This window comes from Nocardia sp. NPDC056000, from assembly GCF_042269265.1.
In the GTDB taxonomy this organism is placed as follows: Bacteria; Actinomycetota; Actinomycetes; order Mycobacteriales; family Mycobacteriaceae; genus Nocardia.
The window spans coordinates 255,644-276,741 of the sequence record NZ_JBHJXS010000010.1 but is presented as its reverse complement, the minus strand read 5'-3'; the positions used below and the strand labels follow the sequence as shown (position 1 = coordinate 276,741).

The following is a 21,098-nucleotide window of genomic DNA, read 5'->3' as shown; positions in this document are numbered from 1 at the left end:
CGGTCGGTATTTGTCTTGCGAGGCCGGGTAACAGCCGCCCGCGACGGCGCGAAAAAGTTTAGAGTTGCGGTCGAAAGCCACGGGGGGCGGTCGTGAGGAGTTCGGCGATGGCCGAGGTGCGCGCACAGGTCGGGGTGCTGGGCCCGGTGCAGCTCACCATCGATGGTGTACCGCAGCAGCTCGGCGGGCCGAAACAGCGTGCGGTGCTGGCCTATCTGGCCATCAACGCCAATCGGCCGGTTTCCGTCGACGCGCTCGCCACCGCCGTCTGGGAGGAGTATCCACCCCCGGACGCCCGGGTGAGCCTGCACGCCATCGTCTCCAATCTGCGAAAACCCTTGCGCGACGGCGGAATCGACGCACGCACCGTGCTGCAGCACATGGGCACCGGCTATCGCATCGTGGTCGATGACGCCGCCTGCGATGTCTTCCGCTTCCGCACCCGCCGCGAGGTCGGGCTGCGCGCCCTGGCCGCGGGCCGCTTCGCCGCCGCCACCGCGGCGCTGTCCGAAGCGCTCGCACAATGGCGCGGTCCGGTCCTGTCCGATCTGCGCGGACTCGGTTTCGCCGACGCCTACGCCGTGGCCCTGGACGATGAGCGCATCGGCGTCATCGAGGCCCGCGCCGAAGCCGATATCGCCCAGGGCCGCGCCGAATCCGTCATCGCCGAACTCGCGCTGCTGGTGCGCGATCACGCACTGCGCGAATCACTCTGGGAACAGCTGATCACCGCGCTCTACCTGGCCGGACGGCAATCCGACGCACTCGATGCCGCCCGCCGCCTGCGCGCCACCCTGGCCGAGGAACTCGGCATCGATCCGGGCCATCGCATTCGCGAACTCGAGGCGCGCATCCTGCGCCAGGATCAGCTCACCGCCGGGGTGGTCGGGGCCGCCTCGGCGACCCGCGCCACCACCATCGTGGATCGCAGCTGGCATGAACCGGAGGCGATCCTGCGCGACCGCGACGGCAATGTCTATCCGATCTCCGGCACCGCCACCCGCATCGGGCGACTCTCGGACAATGACATTCCCCTCGCTGACGGCCGGGTGAGCAGGCATCACGCGCTCATCGTCGATAACGGCATGACGTATGTGCTCAAGGATCTGCACTCCTCGAACGGTGTGTTCGTCGACGGGGTGCGGGTGGTGGACAGCGCCATCCTGGCCGATGGTGTGCGCTTGCGGATCGGCGATACCGAGCTGACCTTCGTGCTCGTCCGGGCCACCCGGGACGTATCCGCCGTCGAGGACTGAAACCTGTTCTAGACAATTGGTGCTATTTGTCTTACCGTCGAATCATGAGTTCAATGGCGTCTCAGGAAGTTCGATTCGAGCTGATGTCCGGTGAGACCTGGCGTGACCCCTGGCCCACCTATACGGCCCTGCGGGACAACGATCCGGTGCACCGGGTCATCCCCGAGGGGCGCGAGCACGACGACTTCTACGTGCTGTCCCGGCACGAGGACGTGTACGCCGCCGCGCGAGACCCCGAAACCTATTCCTCCGCAGCCGGATTGACCGTCGACTACATGAGCCTGGAAGCGGCCGGCATCCCCATCCGACCGTTCGTGTTCATGGATCCGCCCGAACACACCGACTTCCGCCGCCGCGTCGCGGGCGGATTCACACCGCGCCAGGTTAATTCGGTCGAACCGGCGGTCCGGGCGTTCGTGGTGGAACGCCTGGAACGACTGCGCGCCAATGGATCCGGCGATATCGTGGCCGAACTCTTCAAACCGCTGCCGACCATGGTGGTCGCGCACTACCTCGGTGTGCCGGAAGCCGATCGGGACCGCTTCGACGAATGGACCTACGCCATCGTCGGCGGTGCCGTGGACGGCGCCAAGATCGCCGCGGGTGGTGAATTGCCCTCTGCCCTGGGTGAAATGGTCGGCTACTTCGCCGAACTCATTGCCCGCCGCCGCGCCGAACCCGGCGATGACACCATCTCGCACCTGCTCGCCTCCGGCCTCGGCGAGGACGGCGACAACGAGGGCATCCTGGCCATCCTCGGCTTCGCCTTCACCATGATCACCGGCGGAAACGACACCACCACCGGCAATCTCGGCGGCGCGGTCCAACTGCTGCACCGGTATCCGGAACAGCGGCGACTGCTCGCCGAACATCCCGAACTCATTCCCGAGGCGGTGGAGGAATTCCTGCGCATGACCTCACCGGTGCAGGGTCTGGCGCGCGCGACAACCCGCGATGTGGAACTGCACGACACCATCATTCCCGCCGGGCGCAAGGTGCTGCTGCTCTACGGCTCCGCCAATCGCGATGAACGCGAATTCGGCCCCACCGCAGCCGAACTCGACGTGCGCCGCAATCCCAAGCGCATCATGACCTTCAGCCACGGCCACCACCACTGCCTCGGCGCGGCCGCCGCCCGCATGCAGGCCCGGGTCGCGCTGGAGGAACTCCTCACCCGCTGCCCCGACTTCGCCGTCGACCTCGACAATGTCACCTGGTCCAACGGCAACTACGTGCGCTGGCCCATGAGCGTCCCCTTCCGGGCCGTCGCGTAGCTCGCGCCGGTAGGGTCGGGCGAACGTTCGAAGGCCGAAGGGAGACAGCATGAGCCGGGACTGGCTGTCCGACGATCGGGCCGACCTGGCCGCCGAACGCATTCTCGACGCGGCGGCGGACCTGTTCGCCGAACGCGGGGTGACCGCGGTCGGCATGGGGGATATCGCCAAGGCGGCCGGGTGTTCGCGGGCGACGCTGTACCGGTACTTCGAGAACCGGCAGGCGGTGCGGCTGGCCTTCGTACACCGCGAAACCAGGCGCATCTCGGCGCGCGTGGTTGATCAGGTGCGCGGTATCGAGGATCCGGGCGAGCGGATCATCGCCGCCATGCTCGGGGCCGTGCATCAGGTGCGCGCCGAACCGCTGCTCATCGCCTGGTTCCGGCCCGGTGAGGCGGGGGCGGCCGGGCGCATCAGCCAGGATTCCGAGGTCATCGAATCCATCGCGGCGAATCTGTTCACCCCGACCGGGCTCACCGATCCCGAACGCAGCCGCCTGGCGCGCTGGCTGACGCGCATCATCGTCTCGCTGCTGTCCGCCCCCGGGCGCGATGACGAGGACGAACGCACCATGCTCGAGGAGTTCGTCGTTCCGATCATCACGCGCGCCTTCGCCTGAGCTGTTTCGGCGCTGCCGATGCGGGCCGCTATGCCGTTCCGATAGCCCGGCTAAGGTAATCGACCGTGTCCGCTCCAGAATCGCTCGCCGAAGTCCGCACCCGCATCGACGCCCTCGACGGGGAGCTGACCCGATTGCTGGCCGAACGGCAGCAACTCGTGCGTGCCGCCGCCGGATTCAAGAAGGATGAGCAGGCCGTGCGCGCCCCCGATCGCGTGGAGCAGGTCGTCTCGCTCGCCAAGGAACGCGCCGCGGCCGCCGGACTGGAACCCGCCGTCGCGGAAGCCGTATGGCGGGCCATGATCGGCGCGTTCATCACCCTCGAACTCGACACCCACGCCGAAATCGGCCGCGGCTGAACCGGTTTCGGTCAGTGCGTGGCGCGATAGCCGGTGCGGTGACCGTAGATGCCCTCCGCGAGCATGGCGGCCAGATCACTCACCGCCGCGCGAGCGGGCTTCATGGGCATGGCGTGAAAGACATGCCAGAGTTTGCGGTACTCCCGATGCCGCAGCGGCGCACCGACTTTCGCCGCCATATCGGCGAGGCGGCGGCCATCGCCCGATAGCGGATCATCGGTCGCCGAGTGCAGGACGATCGGGGGCAGGCCGATGAGGTCCCCGTATATCGGGGACAGCGCGCGGCGTCGCTCGGCCGGGACACCCGGCAGATAGCCGTCCAGGCATTTCGCGATCACCTCGGGGGTGAGCAGCGGTTCGCGGGTGGGACCGCAGTGGAAGGCCGCCGAATCCGGTGAGAAATCCATCAGCGGGCAGATCATGCCGAGCACCGCGGGTGCGGGCAATGCCTCGTCCCGAATCCGCAGGCCCAGTTCCAGGGTGAGACCGCCGCCCGCCGAATCACCCGCCACCGCAATGCGTTCCGACGGAATGCCCTGCGCCAGCAGGGCCCGATAGGCAGCCATCGCATCCTCGATGGGCGCGGGATGCGGATGCTCCGGGGCGAGCCGGTAGTCGAGGGCGTAGACGGTGGTGTTCATATCCACCGCGAGCGGCCCGGTCAGCGGCCGCATCATCTTGGGACTGCCCATGACGAAGCCGCCACCGTGCAGGTAGAGCACCGCCGCGTCGGCGGGAGCACTTGGCGGAGTGAGGATTTCGACCGGCAGGCCGGCCAGTCGCCCGGCTGTCACGGTCACCCCCTTGCCCGCGCTCGCCGACGTCGTGCTCACGGTGGCGCGGCGGCGCACCTCCACCCAGTCCGGGGCCGCGCCGAACCACCACGCACCCACGGCGCGGGACATCAGACGGGTCAGGGAAATCAGCACCGGGCACTCACTTCTCGCTCGGGGCCGGGCGGCCCAGGTGGTAGTCGACGGCATCGGGTTGCCGCCGGATTCGCTTCTCGTACTGGTTCGGACTCCACGGCCACAGCTCAGGCAGCCCGTCCTTGCCCAGGTACCAGCTCTGACAGCCGGTGGTCCACACCGTGCCGGGGGCGGCGGCGCGCATCATGGCGTTGTAGCGGTCGGTCGCGGCGGCGGTGGGTGCGACGGTCTCGAATTCGCCTGCGCGCCAGCGCTTCAGCCAGCCGACAATGCGAGAGGACTGTGCTTCGGCGACCGCGGTCAAAGGATGATTGGCGAAAGGGCTGTGCGGTCCGACCAGCATGAACAGATTCGGGAAGTCCGGCATCATCACGCCCTCGAAGGCACGGGGACCATTCGCCCAGGCTTGATCCAGGGTGCGGCCTTCGGTTCCGGTGATCGCCATCGGCCGCATATAGGCGTGCGAATCGAATCCCGTTGCCAGCACCAAGACATCGAGTTCGTGTAGCTCGCCGTCGGCGGTCACCACGCCACCGTCCTTCACGTGATCGATACCGCTGGTGACCAATTCGACGTCCGCGCGCTGCACCACGCTGTAGAACCGATCCGACACCACCAGTCGCTTGCACATGGCCTGATAGTCCGGCGTCAGCTTGCGCCGCAACTCGGGATCCTTGACCGACCGCAGATTTCGCGCCACCACCCATTGGATGAAGGAGCGAATCCGGCCCGGATGCACCAGGCCCTGCGAAAAGGCCGCGAAGAAGCCGCGATTCATCTGATACGCCGCACTACCCAGCAGCGGCAGCCGCTGATAGAGCCGCTTGGTCACATCCCGGTACCGCTTGTTGACCGTCGGCAGAATCCACTGCGGAGTCCGCTGGAACATCACGACCTTCGGCACCTTGCCGCCGAGCTCGCTGACCAATTGCGTTCCGGTGGAACCGGACCCGATCACACCGACCCTTTTACCGGTCAGGTTGACCGTGTGATCCCAGCGCGAAGAATGCATGACGGTACCGGCGAAATCATCCAGCCCCGCGATATCCGGCCGCTTCGGCCGATGCAGGAATCCCGTTGCGCACAAGACGAAGTCGAAGATCCGCTCCGCGCCGTCGGAGGTGCGCACCCGCCACGTGCTGCCCTCGAAACGCGCGCCGACCACCTCGACACCGAATGTCGTATGTGCGGGCAGCCCGTGTTCGCGCGCCACCCCGGCGAGGTAGTCCCGAATCTCCGGCCCGGCCGAATACAGTTGGGACCATTCGGGATTCATGGCGAAGGTGAACTGGTAATAGCGCGAAGGCACATCGCACACCAGTCCGGGATAGGTATTGTCGCGCCAAGTGCCGCCGTAATCGGCCGCCTTCTCGAAGATCGTGAAATCGGTGAATCCGGCTCGCCGCAGGGCCACCCCCATACAGATGCCGGAGATTCCGGCACCCACCACGGCGATACGTGGTTCGTTCATGCGACCGCAGCCTAGGTTCCTGTCCCGGTCTTCGGGAGACTTTTCGAGATATCAGTAGACATCCCGTCATTCGTTAGACGCAGTGTATAGCGAGTGCTAGCGTGTGCGCCAGATCACCAGCGCCAGCCAAGGAAGAAATATGCGAGCACTCCAGTGGACCGGCCCCGAAAAAGTTGCGGTCAACGACATCCCGGTCCCCGATATCGGACCCAATGATCTGCTGCTGCGGGTCGGCGCCGCCGGTGTCTGCCACTCGGATGTGACCCTGGTGAACTTCCCGTACCAAATACGCGAGGAACCGCTCACCATCGGCCACGAGATCGCGGGCACCATCGAGGCCATCGGCTCCCATGTGAACGGCCGCGAGGTCGGCGAACGCGGACTCGTGTACCTGTTCTGGACCTGCGGCGTCTGCCGCGAATGCGTCAGCGGCAATGAGAACGTCTGCATCGCCGCCGGCCGCGTCGCCATGCCGCCCACCCCCGGCCTCACCGTCGAAGGCGGCATGGCGGAGTACGTGCGCATTCCGGCCAGCGCCTTCGTGCCGATCGGGGACCTGGATTTCCTGCAGGCCGCACCCGTCGCCGATGCCGCGCTCACCGCGTACCACTCCATTCGCGGGGCGCGAGATGTATTGCGCCCCGGCGGAACCGCCGTCGCCATCGGCATCGGCGGGCTCGGCCACGTCGCCGTGCAGATTTTGCAGGCCATCACCGGCGTGCGGGTCATCGCCGTCGACGTGACCCAGGACAAACTCGATCTGGCCGCCAAATGCGGTGCGGACCTTGGCATTCTGTCCGGCGAGGACACCTCGAAGCAGATTCTGGAACTCACCGGCGGGCGCGGCGCGGAAGCGGTGTTCGACTTCGTCGGTATCGACGCCACCGCGAAAATGGCGGTCGAGAGTGTCGCGCCCAATGGCGCGTACCGCATGATCGGCATCGGCGGCGGCACCCCACCGGAGATCAATGCCGGTCCGGCGGGCGGGCCGGGCCTGCCCTGGGGCGCGACGGTGCGAAAGTCGCTGGGCGGCACCAGGGGTGACCTCTACGACTGCGTCGGCCTCGCGCAGGCGGGCAAACTGCATATCGAGATCGAGCGCTTCGATCTCGCCGACGGCGCGGAAGCGTTGCGCCGCTTGGACAATGGCGAGATCAACGGCCGCGCGGTGCTGGTGCCCTGACCCGGAGTCACCATCCCCGAATCACCGATTCGGAAAACGACGCTCGAGCCAGGCTCGGGTCTTGGCGCTCGGAGCGTGCGCCACGATGGCGCGCCGGGCGTCCGGCGTGAGATGCGCCGAAAGTGTTGGGAGCCGCTGCCGTCCGGGCCAGCTCGCCAGATAGCGGACCGCACCCGTCAGGGCGCGGTCCGCGGGTGTGTCCGCCCCCGTGCGCACCGCCGTGCTCGTCACCGTGTGCTCGGTCGCGCCCGCCGTCGCGCGACCCGCCGCGTTCTCCATCGCCCGCGCGATATCCGCCGGGTCCTCCTGATCCAGCAATTGCGCCGGAACCGCCTCGTGCGTGGGATATCCCGAGGAGTTCGCGGTGCCCGAGCCGTACCAGATCAGCACTCGCAGGATTCGATCGATCGGATCTGGATAACCGGATAGCAGGCGGTCGCGCACCTGTACCAATTCGGGCTCGAGCAGCGGTACGCCTCGATCGGTGGTTTCCAGGAACATGGCGGTGTAGTCGGTGATCAGCTCGGGGATATCGGCCGTCCAGCGGCGGCGGGCCTGTCCGGCCGCGGCGGCGCGGCGCTGGGCGGCCCGGAATTCGCGCAGCGGCCAGGTCACCCCGCGCACCGCCAGCCATTCCAGTGAGCGCGCGCTGTCGCGCAGGATGGCGTCATCGTGCCAGCCGCCCCAGCGCGCGGCATCGTCCCAGCGCACCGAATCACCGTGGTGCAGGGTCACGCCGGTGAGTTCGCGACCGGCCGCGTCGAGGAAGACGAAGGACACGTCACCGAAGCACATGCAGGACATACCGGGTGCGTCGGTGACCAGCAGGGCTTCGCGCAGCGCCTGTACGGCAACCGGGTCGCGCTCCACCAGTAGCGAGCGGGCATCACCGCGCATTTCCCGAATCTGTACCGCGCGGGCATCGGCCAGCACGCGGTCCAGCGCCGCCCGATCACCCGTGGCGCGCCCGCCCCCGTCCTGCATACCAAACCCTAACGGGACCGGCCGGTTCCGGGCGAGAGGTCATTCGAACCGCATTCGGGCGAATGTTGTCCGTCCAGTTGCTGAACTGGTTCGTACCAGTGGGTGATACGGTTCGGTGTGACGCCGACAACTCAGATCTCGCCCCGAGATCGAGAGCACCGACCGGGGCAGGACCAGGGTTTCTGTCTGCCGGTCACATGCGAAGGCGAACGAATCAGGTGCCGGGCGTTGCACGTCCGACGCCAACTGCATTGTTGCCGAGAAGTCAGACCTAGGAGACACAGTGGCGATATCGGATCCCAAGTCGGGAGCGCCAGGAGAACTGTCCCCCCGTGACAGCGGGTTATTCCGCACCAAATCCGTCGAACAGTCCATGCGGGACACCGACGAACCCGATGCCAAACTCCGTAAGGACCTGACCTCCTGGGACCTCACCATCTTCGGCGTGGCCGTGGTCGTCGGCGCGGGCATCTTCACCCTCACCGCGCGCACCGCCGGCAACCTCGCCGGACCGGCGGTATCGCTGGCCTTCGTCTTCGCCGCCGTCGCCTGCGGCCTGGCCGCGCTCTGCTACGCCGAATTCGCCTCAACCGTGCCGGTCGCGGGCAGCGCGTACACCTTCTCGTACGCCACCTTCGGCGAGATCGTGGCCTGGATCATCGGCTGGGACCTCATCCTGGAATTCGCGCTCGGCACCTCGGTCGTGGCCAAGGGCTGGTCGCAATACCTCGGCGTCGTCATGGGCGGACGGCAGCCCATCTGGCACTTCGGCTCGATCAAATTCGATTGGGGCGCAGTACTTCTCATCGCCGTGCTGGCCGTACTGCTGGCGCTGGGCACCAAGCTCTCCTCCCGTGTCTCGGCCGTGGCGGTCGCGATCAAGCTGGCCGTCATCGCCCTGGTCGTCGTGGTCGGCGCGACCTACTTCAAGGCCAGCAATCTGAAGCCGTTCATCCCGGAATCGGTGCCCAATACCGATGACTCCACCGGCAAACTGCATCAGACCCTGTTCCAGCTCGTCACCGGCGGCGGGCACAGCAGCTTCGGCTGGTACGGCCTGCTCGCCGCGGCCAGCATCGTGTTCTTCGCCTTCATCGGTTTCGACGTGGTCGCCACCGCCGCCGAGGAGACCAAGAACCCGCAGCGCAATGTGCCGCGCGGCATTCTCGGCTCGCTCGCCATCGTCACCGTGCTGTACGTGGTGGTCTCGCTGGTGCTGACCGGCATGGTCTCCTACAAGGATCTGCAGGGCGATGACGCCACCCTGGCCACCGCGTTCGCCATCAACGGCGTCACCTGGGCCAAGAACCTCATCTCCATCGGCGCGCTGGCCGGTCTCACCACCGTCGTGATGGTGCTGTTCCTGGGCCAGACCCGAGTGCTGTTCGCCATGGCCCGCGACGGACTCATGCCGCGCAAGCTGGCCAAGACCGGGCCCAAGGGCACCCCGGTGCGGATCACCGCCATCGTCGGCGTCATCTGCGCGGTGCTGGCCGGATTCGTGGACTTCGGCACGCTCGAGGAAATGGTCAATATCGGCACGCTCTTCGCGTTCGTGCTGGTGTCCATCGGTGTGGTCGTACTGCGCCGCAGCCGCCCCGACCTGCCGCGCGGCTTCCGCGTGCCGCTGGTGCCGCTGGTGCCGATCCTGTCCGTGATCGCCTGTGCCTGGCTCATGTTCAACCTGTCCGTGGAGACCTGGCTGCGGTTCGTGATCTGGATGGCGATCGGTTTCGTCATCTACTTCGCCTACAGCCGCAAGCACTCCCTGCTCGGCAAAGCGAATGCCAAGCAATAACTGAACGGTCGCTCGAGTTCGCTGCCGGTGGTGTGTCGTCATGACTCGACCTGGCGGGATGAGGTTCAATTGCACTCACTAGTGAGAGTTGCGCCACAAGTTCCGCCCTGTCAGCACCACCTCAGCATTCGAGAGGAATCGATCGTGAGCATGCTCCTCGCCACCGTGCACGAGACCTACACGACCGTGGTCGCGCAGATAGGCAATCCGACACCGGAGACCCCACCGGTCGCGGACAAGCTGATGAAACTCGTTCGCTACTTCACCTGGTTCACCATGCTCTCCGGCGTCACCGCCATCACCTACGGCGGCGGCCGCTTCGCCTGGGAGAAGTGGAGCGGCGGCGGGCTGGAATCGCCGAAGATGGTGGCGGGAGCCATGATCGGCGGCGCGACGGCCACCAGCGCCGGAACCATCATGAATACGGTCATCGGCAGCTGAATCGGCCACACTACGAGCACTCGACGGGTGCACCGGGATTCCGGTGCACCCGTTGCGCTTTCCGGGCTAGGACTTGCCGAGCATGCGGTTCATCTCGTCGATCTCGGCCTGCTGACTCGAGACGATGGCCTGGGCCATGGCCTTGGACTCGGCGTTGCCGCCACCCGCGAGTTCGGTATTCGCCATATCGATCGCACCCTTGTGATGCTCGATCATCATCCGCATCCACATGGTGTCGAAGTCCGGGCCGGAGAGCTTCTCCAGCGCGGTCATCTGATCGGCGGTCATCATTCCGGCCATACCCTCGTGGCCCATGGTGGCGCTCGGTGCGCCCTTACCGAAAGCCTGCAGCAGCGTGGTGATCTGCTGCATCTCCGGGGACTGGGCCTGCTCCACGTTCTTGGCGAGGGTGATCAACTGCGGATTCTGCGAGCGCGACGGCACCAGCTTCGCCATCTCCACCGCCTGCGCGTGATGCGGGTACATCATCTGCAGGAAGGTGATGTCGGCGGCGTTGAAATCGGTGCGGGTGGCGGGCTGCGCGGAGGTTGTCGTGCCGCCGTGATTCATACCGGGCATGGAAGCGCCGGTGCTGCTGGTGGTTTCGGGGGCCGAACTCGACGAATCATTGCTGGAACAGCCCGCGGCGATGACCGCGACAGCGGCGGTACCGGCGATGACGGCGAGCTTGATACGGCTGATGGTGAACATGCTTGAGCTCCTTGGCAATTGCGGAGGATGAGAAGAAGGGCATGCGAAAGCGCGCGCCCGCGTGGGGAGTACGCGGTCGCGGCGGCCCATCAGATCCGCAGAATCGCCAAATCGGCCAGGGATAGCACCGTCCACGGTGGGGGACGGGCGCGGTGCGGGGGTAGTTGGCGCACCTTGGTCGCGGTCGCTTCCCGCTGGCGCAGACCGAACCAGCCCAGCAGGGCCAGCCCGAGAGCGAGCAGCAGGGCGGTCAATACGAAGACGCAGCCGTGCAATCCGGCATGTCCGTCGCAATCGCCGCCGCAGCCGGGCATGGTCTGCTCGTGTGCGGTGCTCATGGCGAGAGGCGTGCCGACGGCCATGGTGAGCGGCTCGGGCATGGCAGCCGGAAGTGGTGCGGTCATGGCAGCGTCGAGCGGCGCGGTCGAATGCGAGTCCGAGCCCATATGGGTCATTTCGCCGGAACCGCCGCCCATGCCGATGACCACCGCGTGCATGATCGCGATTCCGGCGAGCAGTGTGAACAGGCCGAATGCCCGGGTCAACCGGGTTCCGAGGGCCTGTTGTTCCACCACGGGGGCCATTCTAGTGCCGGGCACTCCGGCCGTCGCGATACCCCCGCCTGGTATCGCCGCGTGGCGCGCCCGGGAACGCGCCGCCCTGAGGAAGTCGCCCCCGCCCGGTAGCCTGACGCCCGTGTCACAGCGCGAACTGGTCATTTTGGGAACAGCCAGTCAAGTACCGACCAAACAGCGCAATCACAATGGCTATCTGCTGCGCTGGGATGGCGAGGGCATGCTTTTCGACCCGGGGGAGGGCACGCAGCGGCAGATGATCTACGCCGGGGTCTCGGCCACCGATCTCACCCGCATCGGCATCACGCACTTCCACGGCGATCACAGCCTCGGACTCGCGGGCGTGGTGCAGCGGATCAGCCTGGACAGGGTGCCACATCCGGTCGACGTGTACTACCCGGCCTCGGGGGAGGAGTACTTCCAGCGGCTGTGCACCTCCACCGCGTATCACCAGACCGGGGAACTGCGACCGCATCCGATCGCCGCGGCGGGGGAATTGGACGCGCCCGGAGCGCCTTTCACGCTGCGCACCGCACCGCTCTCCCATCCGGTGGAGGCGTTCGGGTATCGGCTCACCGAGGCCGACGGACGGCGGATCGTGCCGGAACTGCTGCGCGAATTCGGGCTGTCCGGACCGGTGGTCGGCCGACTACAGCGCGATGGCGAGGTCGAGATCGACGGGCGCACCATCTATCTCGACGAGGTCAGCGAATTGCGCCGGGGGCAGAGCTTCGCGTTCATCATGGACACCCGCATGTGCGATGGCGTGCACGAACTGGCGGCGGGGGTGGACATGCTGGTCATCGAGGCCACCTTCGTGGACGCCGATACCCATCTCGCCACCGAATTCGGACATCTCACGGCCGGGCAGGCGGGCGAGGTCGCGGCCCGCGCCGGTGCGCGCACCCTGGTGCTCACCCACTTCTCACAGCGCTATCGCTCACTCGACGACCATCTGTCCGAGGCGCGCAAAGAGTTCGACGGCGAGATCGTGGTCGCCGAGGATCTCATGCGAATCCCGGTGCCGCCCCGGCATTGAGCGGTGTTCGCCGGTTGCCGGGCGGGTGGCCGGAAGTCGCAGGGGTGCGAAGTCGGCCGGGCCGTTTCGGTCCGGTTCGCGCGCGTGCATGATGGATTCCATGGATGCGCACGAGGAACTCATCGCCCTTGCCGACCGGTACTGGGACACCATGCTGGAGTCCGCACCCAGTGAGGCAACACTGTTGGGGGACAGGCGTTTCGACGATCGGATCGAGGATCTGTCCGAAGCCGCCGAGCAGCGGTTGCTCGGTGCGTGGCGCGAGCTGATCACCGAGGTCGACGCCCTCGATCCCGAGCTGTTGAACGCCGAGGACCGGGTCACCCGCAGCCTGCTGCGCACCGAATTGGTCTCCGCCGCCGCCCAGCTGGAATGGCGGCCGGTGGAACTGGCCTCGGATCAGATGACGGGTGTGCACGCGGGCCTGCTCACCATGGCCCCGCAGCTCAACGCACCCGCACCGGAGAACGCCCTGGCGCTGGTGCGGCGCTTCCGGCAGTTCGGCGCACTCGTGGACCAGGCCGTCGCGCGCTTCCGCGCCGGGCTGGCCTCCGGTCGCACGCCCGCGCGCATCACCATCGAGCGGTCGCTCAATCAGCTCGACGGATACCTGGCCTCCGATATCGACGCCGATCCATTCGCCACCTTCGCCGGTCCGGCGGACTGGGATGGCGAAAAGGCTTGGCGCGCAGACCTGGCCGAGGTGGTGCGCGAGGTCATCCGTCCCGCCTTCGCCAAATACCGCCGGGTGCTCGCCGAGGAACTGCTGCCGGTGGCCCGCCCCGATGAACAGCCCGGCCTGTGCTGGCTCGGCGATGACGGTGCGGACATCTACGGGCGCCTGCTCCGGCTGCACACCACGCTGCCCGATCTGGGCGCGGAGGAGATCCATCAGCTCGGACTGGACGAATTGGCCGGGCTGCGCGCCGAATACGCCGAGATCGGCGAGCGGCTCTTCGGCCTGACCGAGCAGAGCGAGATCTTCGCCCGGCTGCGCGAGGATTCGGCGCTGCGCTACGGCGACCGCGAGGAGATCATGGTCGAGGCGCGCGCCTGCCTGGCCGCCGCCAATGTCGAGATGGGCAATTGGTTCGGCCGTCTGCCCGTGCAGTCCTGCGATATCGTGCCCGTCCCGGATTTCCTCGCGCCCGATGCGCCCGCGGCCTACTACTTCCCGCCCGCGGCCGACGGGTCCCGGCCCGGCGCGTACTTCGTCAACCTGCATGATCCCAAGGGCCGCAACAGGTATGAGACCGCGGCAGTCGCATACCACGAGGCCATTCCGGGTCACCATCTCCAGCTCACCATCGCCAATGAACTGGACCATCTGCCGCGCTTCCAGCGCATGTCCTTCTCCAATACCGCGTTCGTGGAGGGCTGGGCCCTCTACACCGAACGCCTGGCCGACGAAATGGGTTTGTACCCCGACGATCTGGCCCGCATCGGCATGCTGGCGGCAGACTCCTGGCGCTCCTGCCGTCTGGTGGTCGACACCGGTCTGCATGCCAAGGGCTGGACCCGCCAGCAGGCCATCGACTTCATGGTCGCCAATGCCCCGGTCGGTGTGGACGAGATCCGCACCGAGGTGGACCGCTATATCGCCATGCCCGGTCAGGCCGTCGCTTACAAGGTCGGCCAGCTCGAAATCCGCCGCCAGCGTGCCGCCGCACAGGAACGCTTGGGCGCGGACTTCGATATCAAGACCTTCCATGACGTGGTGCTGGGTTCGGGCTCGGTGAGCCTGCCGGTGCTACGAGAGCTCGCCGGATCGCTCTGATCCGGCGCCGGCGCGAGCCGCTCCCGCAGACGCGGCTCGCGCTCCGGTCTTCCGCCGTGCCGGGTATCGGCCGCGCCCAGGGCATTTCACCGGGACGCGCGTCGTCATCCCGGAATGCGGGCTATTTCACCGAGAGCGGAATAGCCGGGCGGTTTCTGTGTTCGACTCAACTGTTGAGTTGAGCTAACGAAAGGGGTTGCCCGTGACGGCGACCGAATCCGTGTCGGGCATCGGGTTGCGATCCGAACGCGGGCCGGTACTGGCCGCGATCATGCTGGCGACCTCGCTGGTGGCGCTGGATTCGACGGTGATCGCCACCGCGGTGCTGACGATCACCGATCAGCTGGGCGGGTTCTCGCAGTTCCCTTGGCTTTTCAGCATCTACCTGCTGGCACAGGCCGTGACCGTGCCCATCTACGGCAAGCTCGCCGATATGGTGGGCCGGAAACCGGTGATGCTCTTCGGGATCGCGGTCTTCGCGATCGGATCGCTGCTGTGCGGGCTCGCCACCAGCATGATCGGGCTGATCATTTTCCGGGCCATTCAGGGCATCGGCGCGGGCGCGGTGGGGCCGATGGCCATCACCATCGCGGGCGATATCTACACCGTGCAGGAGCGCGCCAAGGTGCAGGCGTACCTGGCCAGCGTATGGGCGGCGTCCTCGGTACTCGGGCCGCTGCTGGGCGGGGTGTTCTCCGAATACATCAGCTGGCGCTGGATCTTCCTGATCAATCTGCCGCTATCGGTGGTGGCGGGCTGGATGATCCTGCGCAAGTTCACCGAAAGCGCTCCGCGCGAACACCATCGGATCGACTATCTGGGCGCGGGGCTGCTCACCATCGGCGCGGGCGGGCTCATGCTGGCGCTGCTGGAGGGCGGTCAGGCCTGGTCGTGGACCGCACCGGCGAGCCTCGGACTCTTCGCGGGCGGCACGCTGATGCTCATCCTGTTCGTGCTGGTCGAGCGCAAGGCCGCGAATCCGATTCTGCCGCTGTGGGTTTTCACCCGTCGCATCCTGGTGGCGAGCAGTCTGGTGTCGCTGCTGGTCGGTGCGATATTGCTCGGACTCACCTCGTACGTGCCCACTTTCGCGCAGGGCGTGCTCGGCGCCGGAGCGCTGATCGCCGGACTCACCGCCGGTGCGCTCACCATGGGCTGGCCGCTCACCGCCTCCCAGGCCGGAAAGGTGTACCTGCGCATAGGTTTCCGCGCCACCTCGGTCATCGGCAGTGTGCTCGCCGCGGTGGGCGCGGCCACATTGCTGCTGGTGAACGAGGATTCCAGCCTGCTACAGGTGGCGCTGGGCTGTTTCGTGGTCGGCGCGGGCATGGGCCTGGTGGCCAGTCCCACCCTGATCGCCGCGCAGTCCAGCGCCGAATGGTCCGAGCGCGGCGTGGTCACCTCCACCAATATGTTCGCGCGCTCGCTGGGCAGCGCGCTCGGCGTGGCGATGTTCGGCGCACTGGTGAATTCGCGCATCGGCAGTACCGATCATCCGGCCCCGCAAGACCTCTCACCCGCCATCCACCTCGTCTTCCTCGGTGTCGCGGCCATGGCGGTGGTCATGATCGCGGCCGCCGCGATGATGCCGAAAACCGAGCGCGCAACGCCCGGGCAACCGCTTATCAAGCCGGAAACACGGCCCGATGGGACGGTTCGGCAATGATCTAGCACACTGTAGGTGTGGTTGAGGTCGAGGACGTGCTGAGCCGATTGCGGCGGTATCCGGATGTGGAGGCGGTGAACCTCTACGCGGTCGACGCCGCCGATCGACTACTACTCGATGAGGCGGCCGACGCGCTGGCCGCCGCGGGTGATGACCGGGTGGCGGTGATCGATGACGGTTACGGCGCACTCACCCTCGGCGCGGCGGCGGCACACGATCTGCGCGGCCTGCGCGTGCACCAGGATCTGCTGACCGGTGAACTGGCACTGGCCAATAACGCGCGGCAGGTCGGCCTCACCGATCGCTACAGTGTGTGTGAACTCGGTGAGCGCCTGCTCGCCGATGTCCGAGTTGTGTTGTGGCGGTTGCCGCGTGCGCTGTCCGGTATCGCCGAGACCGCTGACGCCATCGCCCGCTACGCCGCACCCGAGGTCCGGGTGTACGCGGGCGGGCGGGATAAATACCTGACCCCGGCCATGAACGCGGTGCTGGCCGAATCCTTCGGTGCGGTGCAGGCCAGTCGCGGTCGCCAGAAATCCCGGGTGCTGCTCGCCACCGACCCGAAACCGGTTGGCGAACTGCGCTTTCCGCTGCGCAACCGGCTCGACGACCATGATCTGGAAGTGGTCGCGCACGGTGCCGCCTTCTCCGGTTCGCGACTGGATATCGGCACCCGCTTTCTGCTCGACTACCTCAAGCGGATGAAGCCCGATGCCCGCGATGCCATCGATCTCGGTTGCGGCACCGGCATTCTCGCGGTCGCGCTGGCCAAGGCGCGGCCCGGCATCCGCGTCACCGCGACCGATCAGTCGGCGGCGGCGGTCGCCTCCACCCGGGCCACCGCGGCGGCGAACGACGTGGCGGACCGCATCACCGTGCTGCGCGACGATGCCATGTCCAGCGCTCCCGACAACAGCGCGGATCTGGTGGTCTGCAATCCGCCATTCCATGTCGGCGCGGCCGTGCACACCGGTTCGGCCATCAAGATGTTCTCCGAGACCGGCCGGGTGTTGCGCCCGGGCGGTGAACTCTGGACCGTCTACAACACCCACCTCAACTATCGGGGTGTGATGGAACGCCTGGTCGGCAAGACCGAGGTCATCGGCCGCAATCGCAAGTTCACGGTCACCCGTTCGGTGCGCGGCCTGCACACCTGAGGCCGCCTGACCGGTGCCCGGCGGCCGACAGCACAATGGGGTACATGGGACGAATTGATCTTCGTATCTTCACCGAACCCCAGCAGGGCGCCAGCTACGACACCCTGCTGAGCGTGGCCAAGGCCACCGAGGACCTGGGCTACGACGCCTTCTTCCGCTCCGATCACTACCTGGCCATGGGCTCGGCCGACGGCCTGCCCGGACCCACCGACGCCTGGATCACCCTGGCCGGTCTGGCCCGCGAGACCGAGCGGATCCGCCTCGGCACCCTGGTCACCGCCGCCACCTTCCGCCTGCCCGGCGTGCTGGCCATCCAGGTCGCACAGGTCGACGCCATGTCCGGCGGCCGCGTCGAATTCGGTTTGGGCGCAGGCTGGTACGAGGGCGAGCACACCGCCTACGGCATTCCGTTCCCCGCCGACAAGTTCCCGCGCTACGAGGAACAGCTGGCGATCATCACCGGGCTGTGGGGCACCCCGGCGGGGGAGACCTTCTGCTTCGACGGCGAGCACTACACGCTGAAGGACTCTCCGGCCCTGCCCAAGCCCGCGCAGTCCAAGATCCCCGTGGTCATCGGCGGCATGGGCGCCAAGCGCACCCCGCGCATCGCGGCGAAGTACGCCGATGAGTTCAATGTCCCCTTCCAATCCGCCGAGACCTGCGCCGAGCAGTTCGAGCGGGTGCGCCGCGCGGCCAAGGAGGCCGGACGGGATCCGCAGGAGATCACCTTCTCAAATGCCCTGGTCGCCTGTGTCGGCGCGACGGACGCCGAGGTAGAGCGGCGCGCGGCGGCGATCGGCCGGGATGTGGACGAATTGAAGGCCAACGGTCTCGCGGGCAGCCCGGAGGAAGTGGTCGACAAGATCGGCCGCTATGCCGAGATCGCCGGTACGACTCGCGTCTACCTGCAAATTCTGGATCTGAACGACCTTGACCACCTCGAATTGATCGCCGATCGGGTGATGAGCCGGCTGGGCTGAGCCAACCGTCTCGAGTGCCGGGTTCGCGTGCCGATCGGGCCCGGCCGGGTGACCGGATCGGGCGTATTTCCGGGCCGACCGGTCGGCATACAGGGTAAAGCTCGGGTAAAGTCCACTGTGTCCGATCCGTGGCGGTTCGGGAACTCGCCATAGCCACCTCACGTTGGACAGGTAGAACGAGGCCACGACATTCGTGGGCCGCGACTCCAGAAAGGGAAGCGCCTTGCGCACCACTTCCAACCCGGTCTTCCGGAACTTGTCGCCGCAGCAGAACGGCGGCTACGCCGGCTTCGGCTCGGCCCCCACTGGAGCCGGGCCGTCCGCACCTCAGTACGGTCAGCAGCCCCCGCAGTACGGGCAGACGCAGTATGGTTCGCAGCCGCCCATGTACCCGCCCACCGGTGGCGGCTACCAGCAGCCCTACCAGCCCGCGGTCCCGACCACCCGGCCCATGACCATCGACGATGTCGTCACCAAGACGGGCATCACGCTCGGCGTGGTCACCGTCGCGGCGATCATCTCGTACGCGCTCACCTCGGCCAACCACAGCCTGGCCGCACCGCTCGCCCTGGGCGGCGCGCTCATCGGCTTCGTGCTGGCCATGGTCGTCAGCTTCGGGCGTAAGTACAACCCGGCCCTGGTGCTCAGCTACGCGGCGTTCGAGGGCCTGTTCCTCGGCTCGCTGTCGTTCATGTTCACCAATATCTCGTTCGGCGGCGCGGGCGGCTCCGGGCTGATCGCGCAGGCCGTGCTCGGCACCTTCGGCGTGTTCTTCGGCATGCTGATCGTCTACAAGACCGGCGCGATCCGCGTCACCCCGCGCTTCACCCGCATGATGGTCGGCGCCATGATCGGCGTGCTGGTGCTCATGCTCGGCAACCTGATCGCCGGTTTCTTCACCCCGGGTGGCTTCGGCCTGCGCGACGGTGGCACCGTGGCGATCATCTTCAGCCTGGTCTGCATCGGCATCGCGGCCTTCAGCTTCCTGCTGGACTTCGACGCCGCCGATCAGATGATCCGCGCCGGTGCGCCCGAAAAGGCCGCGTGGGGCGTGGCATTCGGCCTGACCGTCACCCTGGTGTGGCTGTACGTCGAGATCCTGCGCCTGCTGTCGTACTTCAACAGCAATAACTAGCGCTCGAAACGCCAAGGGCGGGTACCGGTTTCCGGTACCCGCCCTTTCGTTTGCGCCGAGCTCAGCCTTCGAGCACATCGGTGGCGATGTGGTCCTTACCGCAGTCCTCCGCGAGAATCGCTGTGCCACGGGCGTTCCCGGTGCGCAGCGGCAGGATCGCCTGGTATGCCTCGGAGCGATACCAGTCCTGAACCGCCTGGTAGTCCGGGAATTCGATGACGACCGCCAACGCGTGCTCCGGCCCCTCCACCGAGAGCTGATTCCCGCCGTGCACGAGGAATTTCCCGCCGAACGGGGCCAGGGTCGAATCGATGCGCTCGAGGTACTCCACGATATCGGCGTTGGCGTCGACGTCGTACAGATGGGCAATGGCGTAACCGGGCATCTCGCGCTCCTGGAGTGGTACTGCGTTGGTGCTCTTCAGTTTTCCGCTCCGAGGTAGCGAAGTCGATTACCTCATAGGTAATAACGAAGAACGGTCCCGCACCGAAGTGCGGGACCGTTCAACGAGTCTCGGGGGCTGTCAGCTCAGGCGCTCGATGATCATCGCCATGCCCTGGCCGCCACCCACACACATGGTCTCCAGGCCGAACTGCTTGTCCTGGGTCTGCAGGTTGTTGATCAGGGTGGCGGTGATGCGGGCGCCGGTCATGCCGAACGGGTGGCCCAGCGCGATCGCGCCACCGGAGACGTTCAGCTTGTCGTGGTCCATGCCCAGCTCGCGGGCGGAACCCAGCACCTGCACCGCGAACGCCTCGTTGATCTCGTACAGGTCGAGATCGCCGATGGTCATATTGGCGTTGTTCAGGGTCTTGCGCACGGCCTCGATCGGGCCCAGGCCCATGATCTCCGGGGACAGGCCGGAGACGCCGGTGGCCACGATGCGGGCCAGCGGGGTCAGGCCCAGCGCCTTGGCTTTGGTGTCGCTCATGACGACCAGCGCGGCGGCGCCGTCGTTCAGCGGGCAGGCGTTACCGGCGGTGACGGTGCCGTCGGCGCGGAAGACCGGCTTCAGCGTCGAGAGCTTCTCGTAGGTGGTGCCGGCGCGCGGGCCGTCATCGGCGGTGACGACGGTGCCGTCGGGCAGGGTCACCGGGGTGATCTCACGCTCGAAGAAACCGGACTTGATGGCATCCTCGGCGCGGTTCTGCGAGCGCACGGCCCAGTGGTCCTGGTCCTCACGCGAGATGCCGGTGAAGGTGGCGACGTTCTCGGCGGTCTGGCCCATGGCGATGTAGACGTCCGGGAGCAGGTCGTTCTCGCGCGGGTCGGTCCAGGTGGCGTTCGACTCGGCGGTGGCCTTGGTACGGGCCTCGGCGTCGGCGAAGGTCAGGTTGTGGCTGTCCGGCCAGCCGTCGGCGGTGCCCTTCGGGAAGCGCGAAACCGTCTCGACGCCGGCGGAAATGAAGACATCGCCCTCGCCCGCCTTGATGGCGTGGAAGGCCATCCGGGTGGTCTGCAGCGAGGAGGAGCAGTAGCGGTTCAGGGTGACACCGGGCAGGTAGTCGTAGCCCAGCTGCACCGCGACCGCGCGGGCCATATTGAAACCGGCCTCGCCGGCGGGCTGGCCGCAGCCCAGGATGAGGTCTTCGACATCGCTCACGGCCAGGCCGGGGACCTTGTCGAGGGCGGCCTGCACCATCTGGGCGGCCAGGTCGTCCGGTCGCATACCCACGAGCGAACCCTTGCCTGCGCGGCCGATGGGCGAGCGGGCGTACGAAACGATAACGGCCTCAGCCATGAG

At 67.0% G+C, this 21,098-nt stretch carries 20 protein-coding genes; 13 read left to right on the top strand and 7 right to left on the bottom strand.

The genetic code is table 11. The annotated features are described in order from the left end of the window. Positions 1 to 107 precede the first annotated feature (107 nt). From ACFC4D_RS28785 to ACFC4D_RS28770, 4 genes are all read left to right on the top strand, one after another. A complete protein-coding gene (locus tag ACFC4D_RS28785; RefSeq protein WP_375965213.1) occupies positions 108 to 1,256 on the top strand; it encodes a BTAD domain-containing putative transcriptional regulator in 1,149 nt (382 codons plus the stop codon). Between the two features lie 44 nt (positions 1,257 to 1,300). Beyond that, entirely contained in the window at positions 1,301 to 2,530 is a 1,230-nt protein-coding gene (locus tag ACFC4D_RS28780; protein WP_364641892.1) for a cytochrome P450, read from the top strand. 49 nt (positions 2,531 to 2,579) lie between these two features. Next, complete coding sequence (locus tag ACFC4D_RS28775) at positions 2,580 to 3,149, top strand: helix-turn-helix domain-containing protein (RefSeq protein ID WP_364641889.1); 570 nt, start codon at positions 2,580 to 2,582, stop codon at positions 3,147 to 3,149. A 65-nt stretch (positions 3,150 to 3,214) separates the two neighbouring features. After that, positions 3,215 to 3,508 carry a chorismate mutase gene (locus ACFC4D_RS28770; RefSeq protein ID WP_375965219.1) on the top strand — a complete coding sequence of 98 codons (294 nt, stop codon included), beginning with the start codon at positions 3,215 to 3,217 and terminating at the stop codon, positions 3,506 to 3,508. Positions 3,509 to 3,519: 11 nt separating this feature from the next. Here ACFC4D_RS28770 and ACFC4D_RS28765 read toward each other — a convergent pair whose 3' ends face one another. Next, entirely contained in the window at positions 3,520 to 4,437 is a 918-nt protein-coding gene (locus tag ACFC4D_RS28765) for an alpha/beta hydrolase (protein ID WP_375965222.1), read from the bottom strand. A gap of 7 nt (positions 4,438 to 4,444) precedes the next feature. Beyond that, positions 4,445 to 5,908: a flavin-containing monooxygenase gene (locus ACFC4D_RS28760; protein ID WP_376068054.1), complete on the bottom strand. Its 1,464-nt coding sequence runs from the start codon at positions 5,906 to 5,908 to the stop codon at positions 4,445 to 4,447. Between the two features lie 139 nt (positions 5,909 to 6,047). Here ACFC4D_RS28760 and ACFC4D_RS28755 point away from each other — a divergent pair, with 139 nt between their 5' ends. Next, entirely contained in the window at positions 6,048 to 7,091 is a 1,044-nt protein-coding gene (locus ACFC4D_RS28755) for an NAD(P)-dependent alcohol dehydrogenase (protein ID WP_375965227.1), read from the top strand. A 21-nt stretch (positions 7,092 to 7,112) separates the two neighbouring features. Here the strand turns inward: ACFC4D_RS28755 and ACFC4D_RS28750 are convergent, their stop codons facing one another. Continuing rightward, entirely contained in the window at positions 7,113 to 8,075 is a 963-nt protein-coding gene (locus tag ACFC4D_RS28750) for a hypothetical protein (RefSeq protein ID WP_376068052.1), read from the bottom strand. Between the two features lie 283 nt (positions 8,076 to 8,358). Between ACFC4D_RS28750 and ACFC4D_RS28745 the strand changes: the two genes are divergently transcribed. Together ACFC4D_RS28745 and ACFC4D_RS28740 are read left to right on the top strand one after the other, a co-directional pair. Beyond that, on the top strand, positions 8,359 to 9,873 hold the full coding sequence (locus tag ACFC4D_RS28745) for an amino acid permease (protein ID WP_375965232.1): 1,515 nt from the start codon (positions 8,359 to 8,361) through the stop codon (positions 9,871 to 9,873). Positions 9,874 to 10,023: 150 nt separating this feature from the next. Beyond that, entirely contained in the window at positions 10,024 to 10,314 is a 291-nt protein-coding gene (locus ACFC4D_RS28740; RefSeq protein WP_153804144.1) for a hypothetical protein, read from the top strand. A 66-nt stretch (positions 10,315 to 10,380) separates the two neighbouring features. Here ACFC4D_RS28740 and ACFC4D_RS28735 read toward each other — a convergent pair whose 3' ends face one another. Together ACFC4D_RS28735 and ACFC4D_RS28730 are read right to left on the bottom strand one after the other, a co-directional pair. Further along, complete coding sequence (locus ACFC4D_RS28735) at positions 10,381 to 11,025, bottom strand: DUF305 domain-containing protein (RefSeq protein ID WP_376068050.1); 645 nt, start codon at positions 11,023 to 11,025, stop codon at positions 10,381 to 10,383. 89 nt (positions 11,026 to 11,114) lie between these two features. Next, the gene (locus ACFC4D_RS28730; RefSeq protein WP_376068048.1) at positions 11,115 to 11,600 is read right to left on the bottom strand and encodes a hypothetical protein; all 486 of its coding nucleotides are present in this window, start codon (positions 11,598 to 11,600) and stop codon (positions 11,115 to 11,117) included. 121 nt (positions 11,601 to 11,721) lie between these two features. Between ACFC4D_RS28730 and ACFC4D_RS28725 the strand changes: the two genes are divergently transcribed. The 6 genes from ACFC4D_RS28725 to ACFC4D_RS28700 all read left to right on the top strand — a co-directional run bounded on the left by ACFC4D_RS28725 (position 11,722) and on the right by ACFC4D_RS28700 (position 19,354). Further along, the gene (locus ACFC4D_RS28725) at positions 11,722 to 12,639 is read left to right on the top strand and encodes a ribonuclease Z (protein ID WP_375965239.1); all 918 of its coding nucleotides are present in this window, start codon (positions 11,722 to 11,724) and stop codon (positions 12,637 to 12,639) included. Positions 12,640 to 12,739: 100 nt separating this feature from the next. Continuing rightward, a complete protein-coding gene (locus ACFC4D_RS28720) occupies positions 12,740 to 14,416 on the top strand; it encodes a DUF885 family protein (protein WP_376068046.1) in 1,677 nt (558 codons plus the stop codon). 202 nt (positions 14,417 to 14,618) lie between these two features. After that, positions 14,619 to 16,082: an MDR family MFS transporter gene (locus tag ACFC4D_RS28715; protein ID WP_375965244.1), complete on the top strand. Its 1,464-nt coding sequence runs from the start codon at positions 14,619 to 14,621 to the stop codon at positions 16,080 to 16,082. Between the two features lie 17 nt (positions 16,083 to 16,099). Then, a complete protein-coding gene (locus tag ACFC4D_RS28710) occupies positions 16,100 to 17,239 on the top strand; it encodes a class I SAM-dependent methyltransferase (RefSeq protein WP_376068044.1) in 1,140 nt (379 codons plus the stop codon). A 53-nt stretch (positions 17,240 to 17,292) separates the two neighbouring features. Then, the gene (locus ACFC4D_RS28705) at positions 17,293 to 18,219 is read left to right on the top strand and encodes an LLM class F420-dependent oxidoreductase (RefSeq protein WP_376068243.1); all 927 of its coding nucleotides are present in this window, start codon (positions 17,293 to 17,295) and stop codon (positions 18,217 to 18,219) included. A gap of 223 nt (positions 18,220 to 18,442) precedes the next feature. Beyond that, positions 18,443 to 19,354 (top strand): Bax inhibitor-1/YccA family protein, encoded by a 912-nt coding sequence (locus ACFC4D_RS28700; protein WP_364641853.1) that lies wholly within the window; start codon positions 18,443 to 18,445, stop codon positions 19,352 to 19,354. A gap of 61 nt (positions 19,355 to 19,415) precedes the next feature. On the opposite strand, the gene ACFC4D_RS28695 is transcribed toward ACFC4D_RS28700, so the two are convergent. Together ACFC4D_RS28695 and ACFC4D_RS28690 are read right to left on the bottom strand one after the other, a co-directional pair. After that, the gene (locus ACFC4D_RS28695) at positions 19,416 to 19,739 is read right to left on the bottom strand and encodes a DUF1330 domain-containing protein (RefSeq protein ID WP_375965249.1); all 324 of its coding nucleotides are present in this window, start codon (positions 19,737 to 19,739) and stop codon (positions 19,416 to 19,418) included. A 138-nt stretch (positions 19,740 to 19,877) separates the two neighbouring features. Further along, on the bottom strand, positions 19,878 to 21,095 hold the full coding sequence (locus ACFC4D_RS28690; protein WP_375965252.1) for an acetyl-CoA C-acetyltransferase: 1,218 nt from the start codon (positions 21,093 to 21,095) through the stop codon (positions 19,878 to 19,880). Between the last annotated feature and the right edge of the window lie 3 nt (positions 21,096 to 21,098).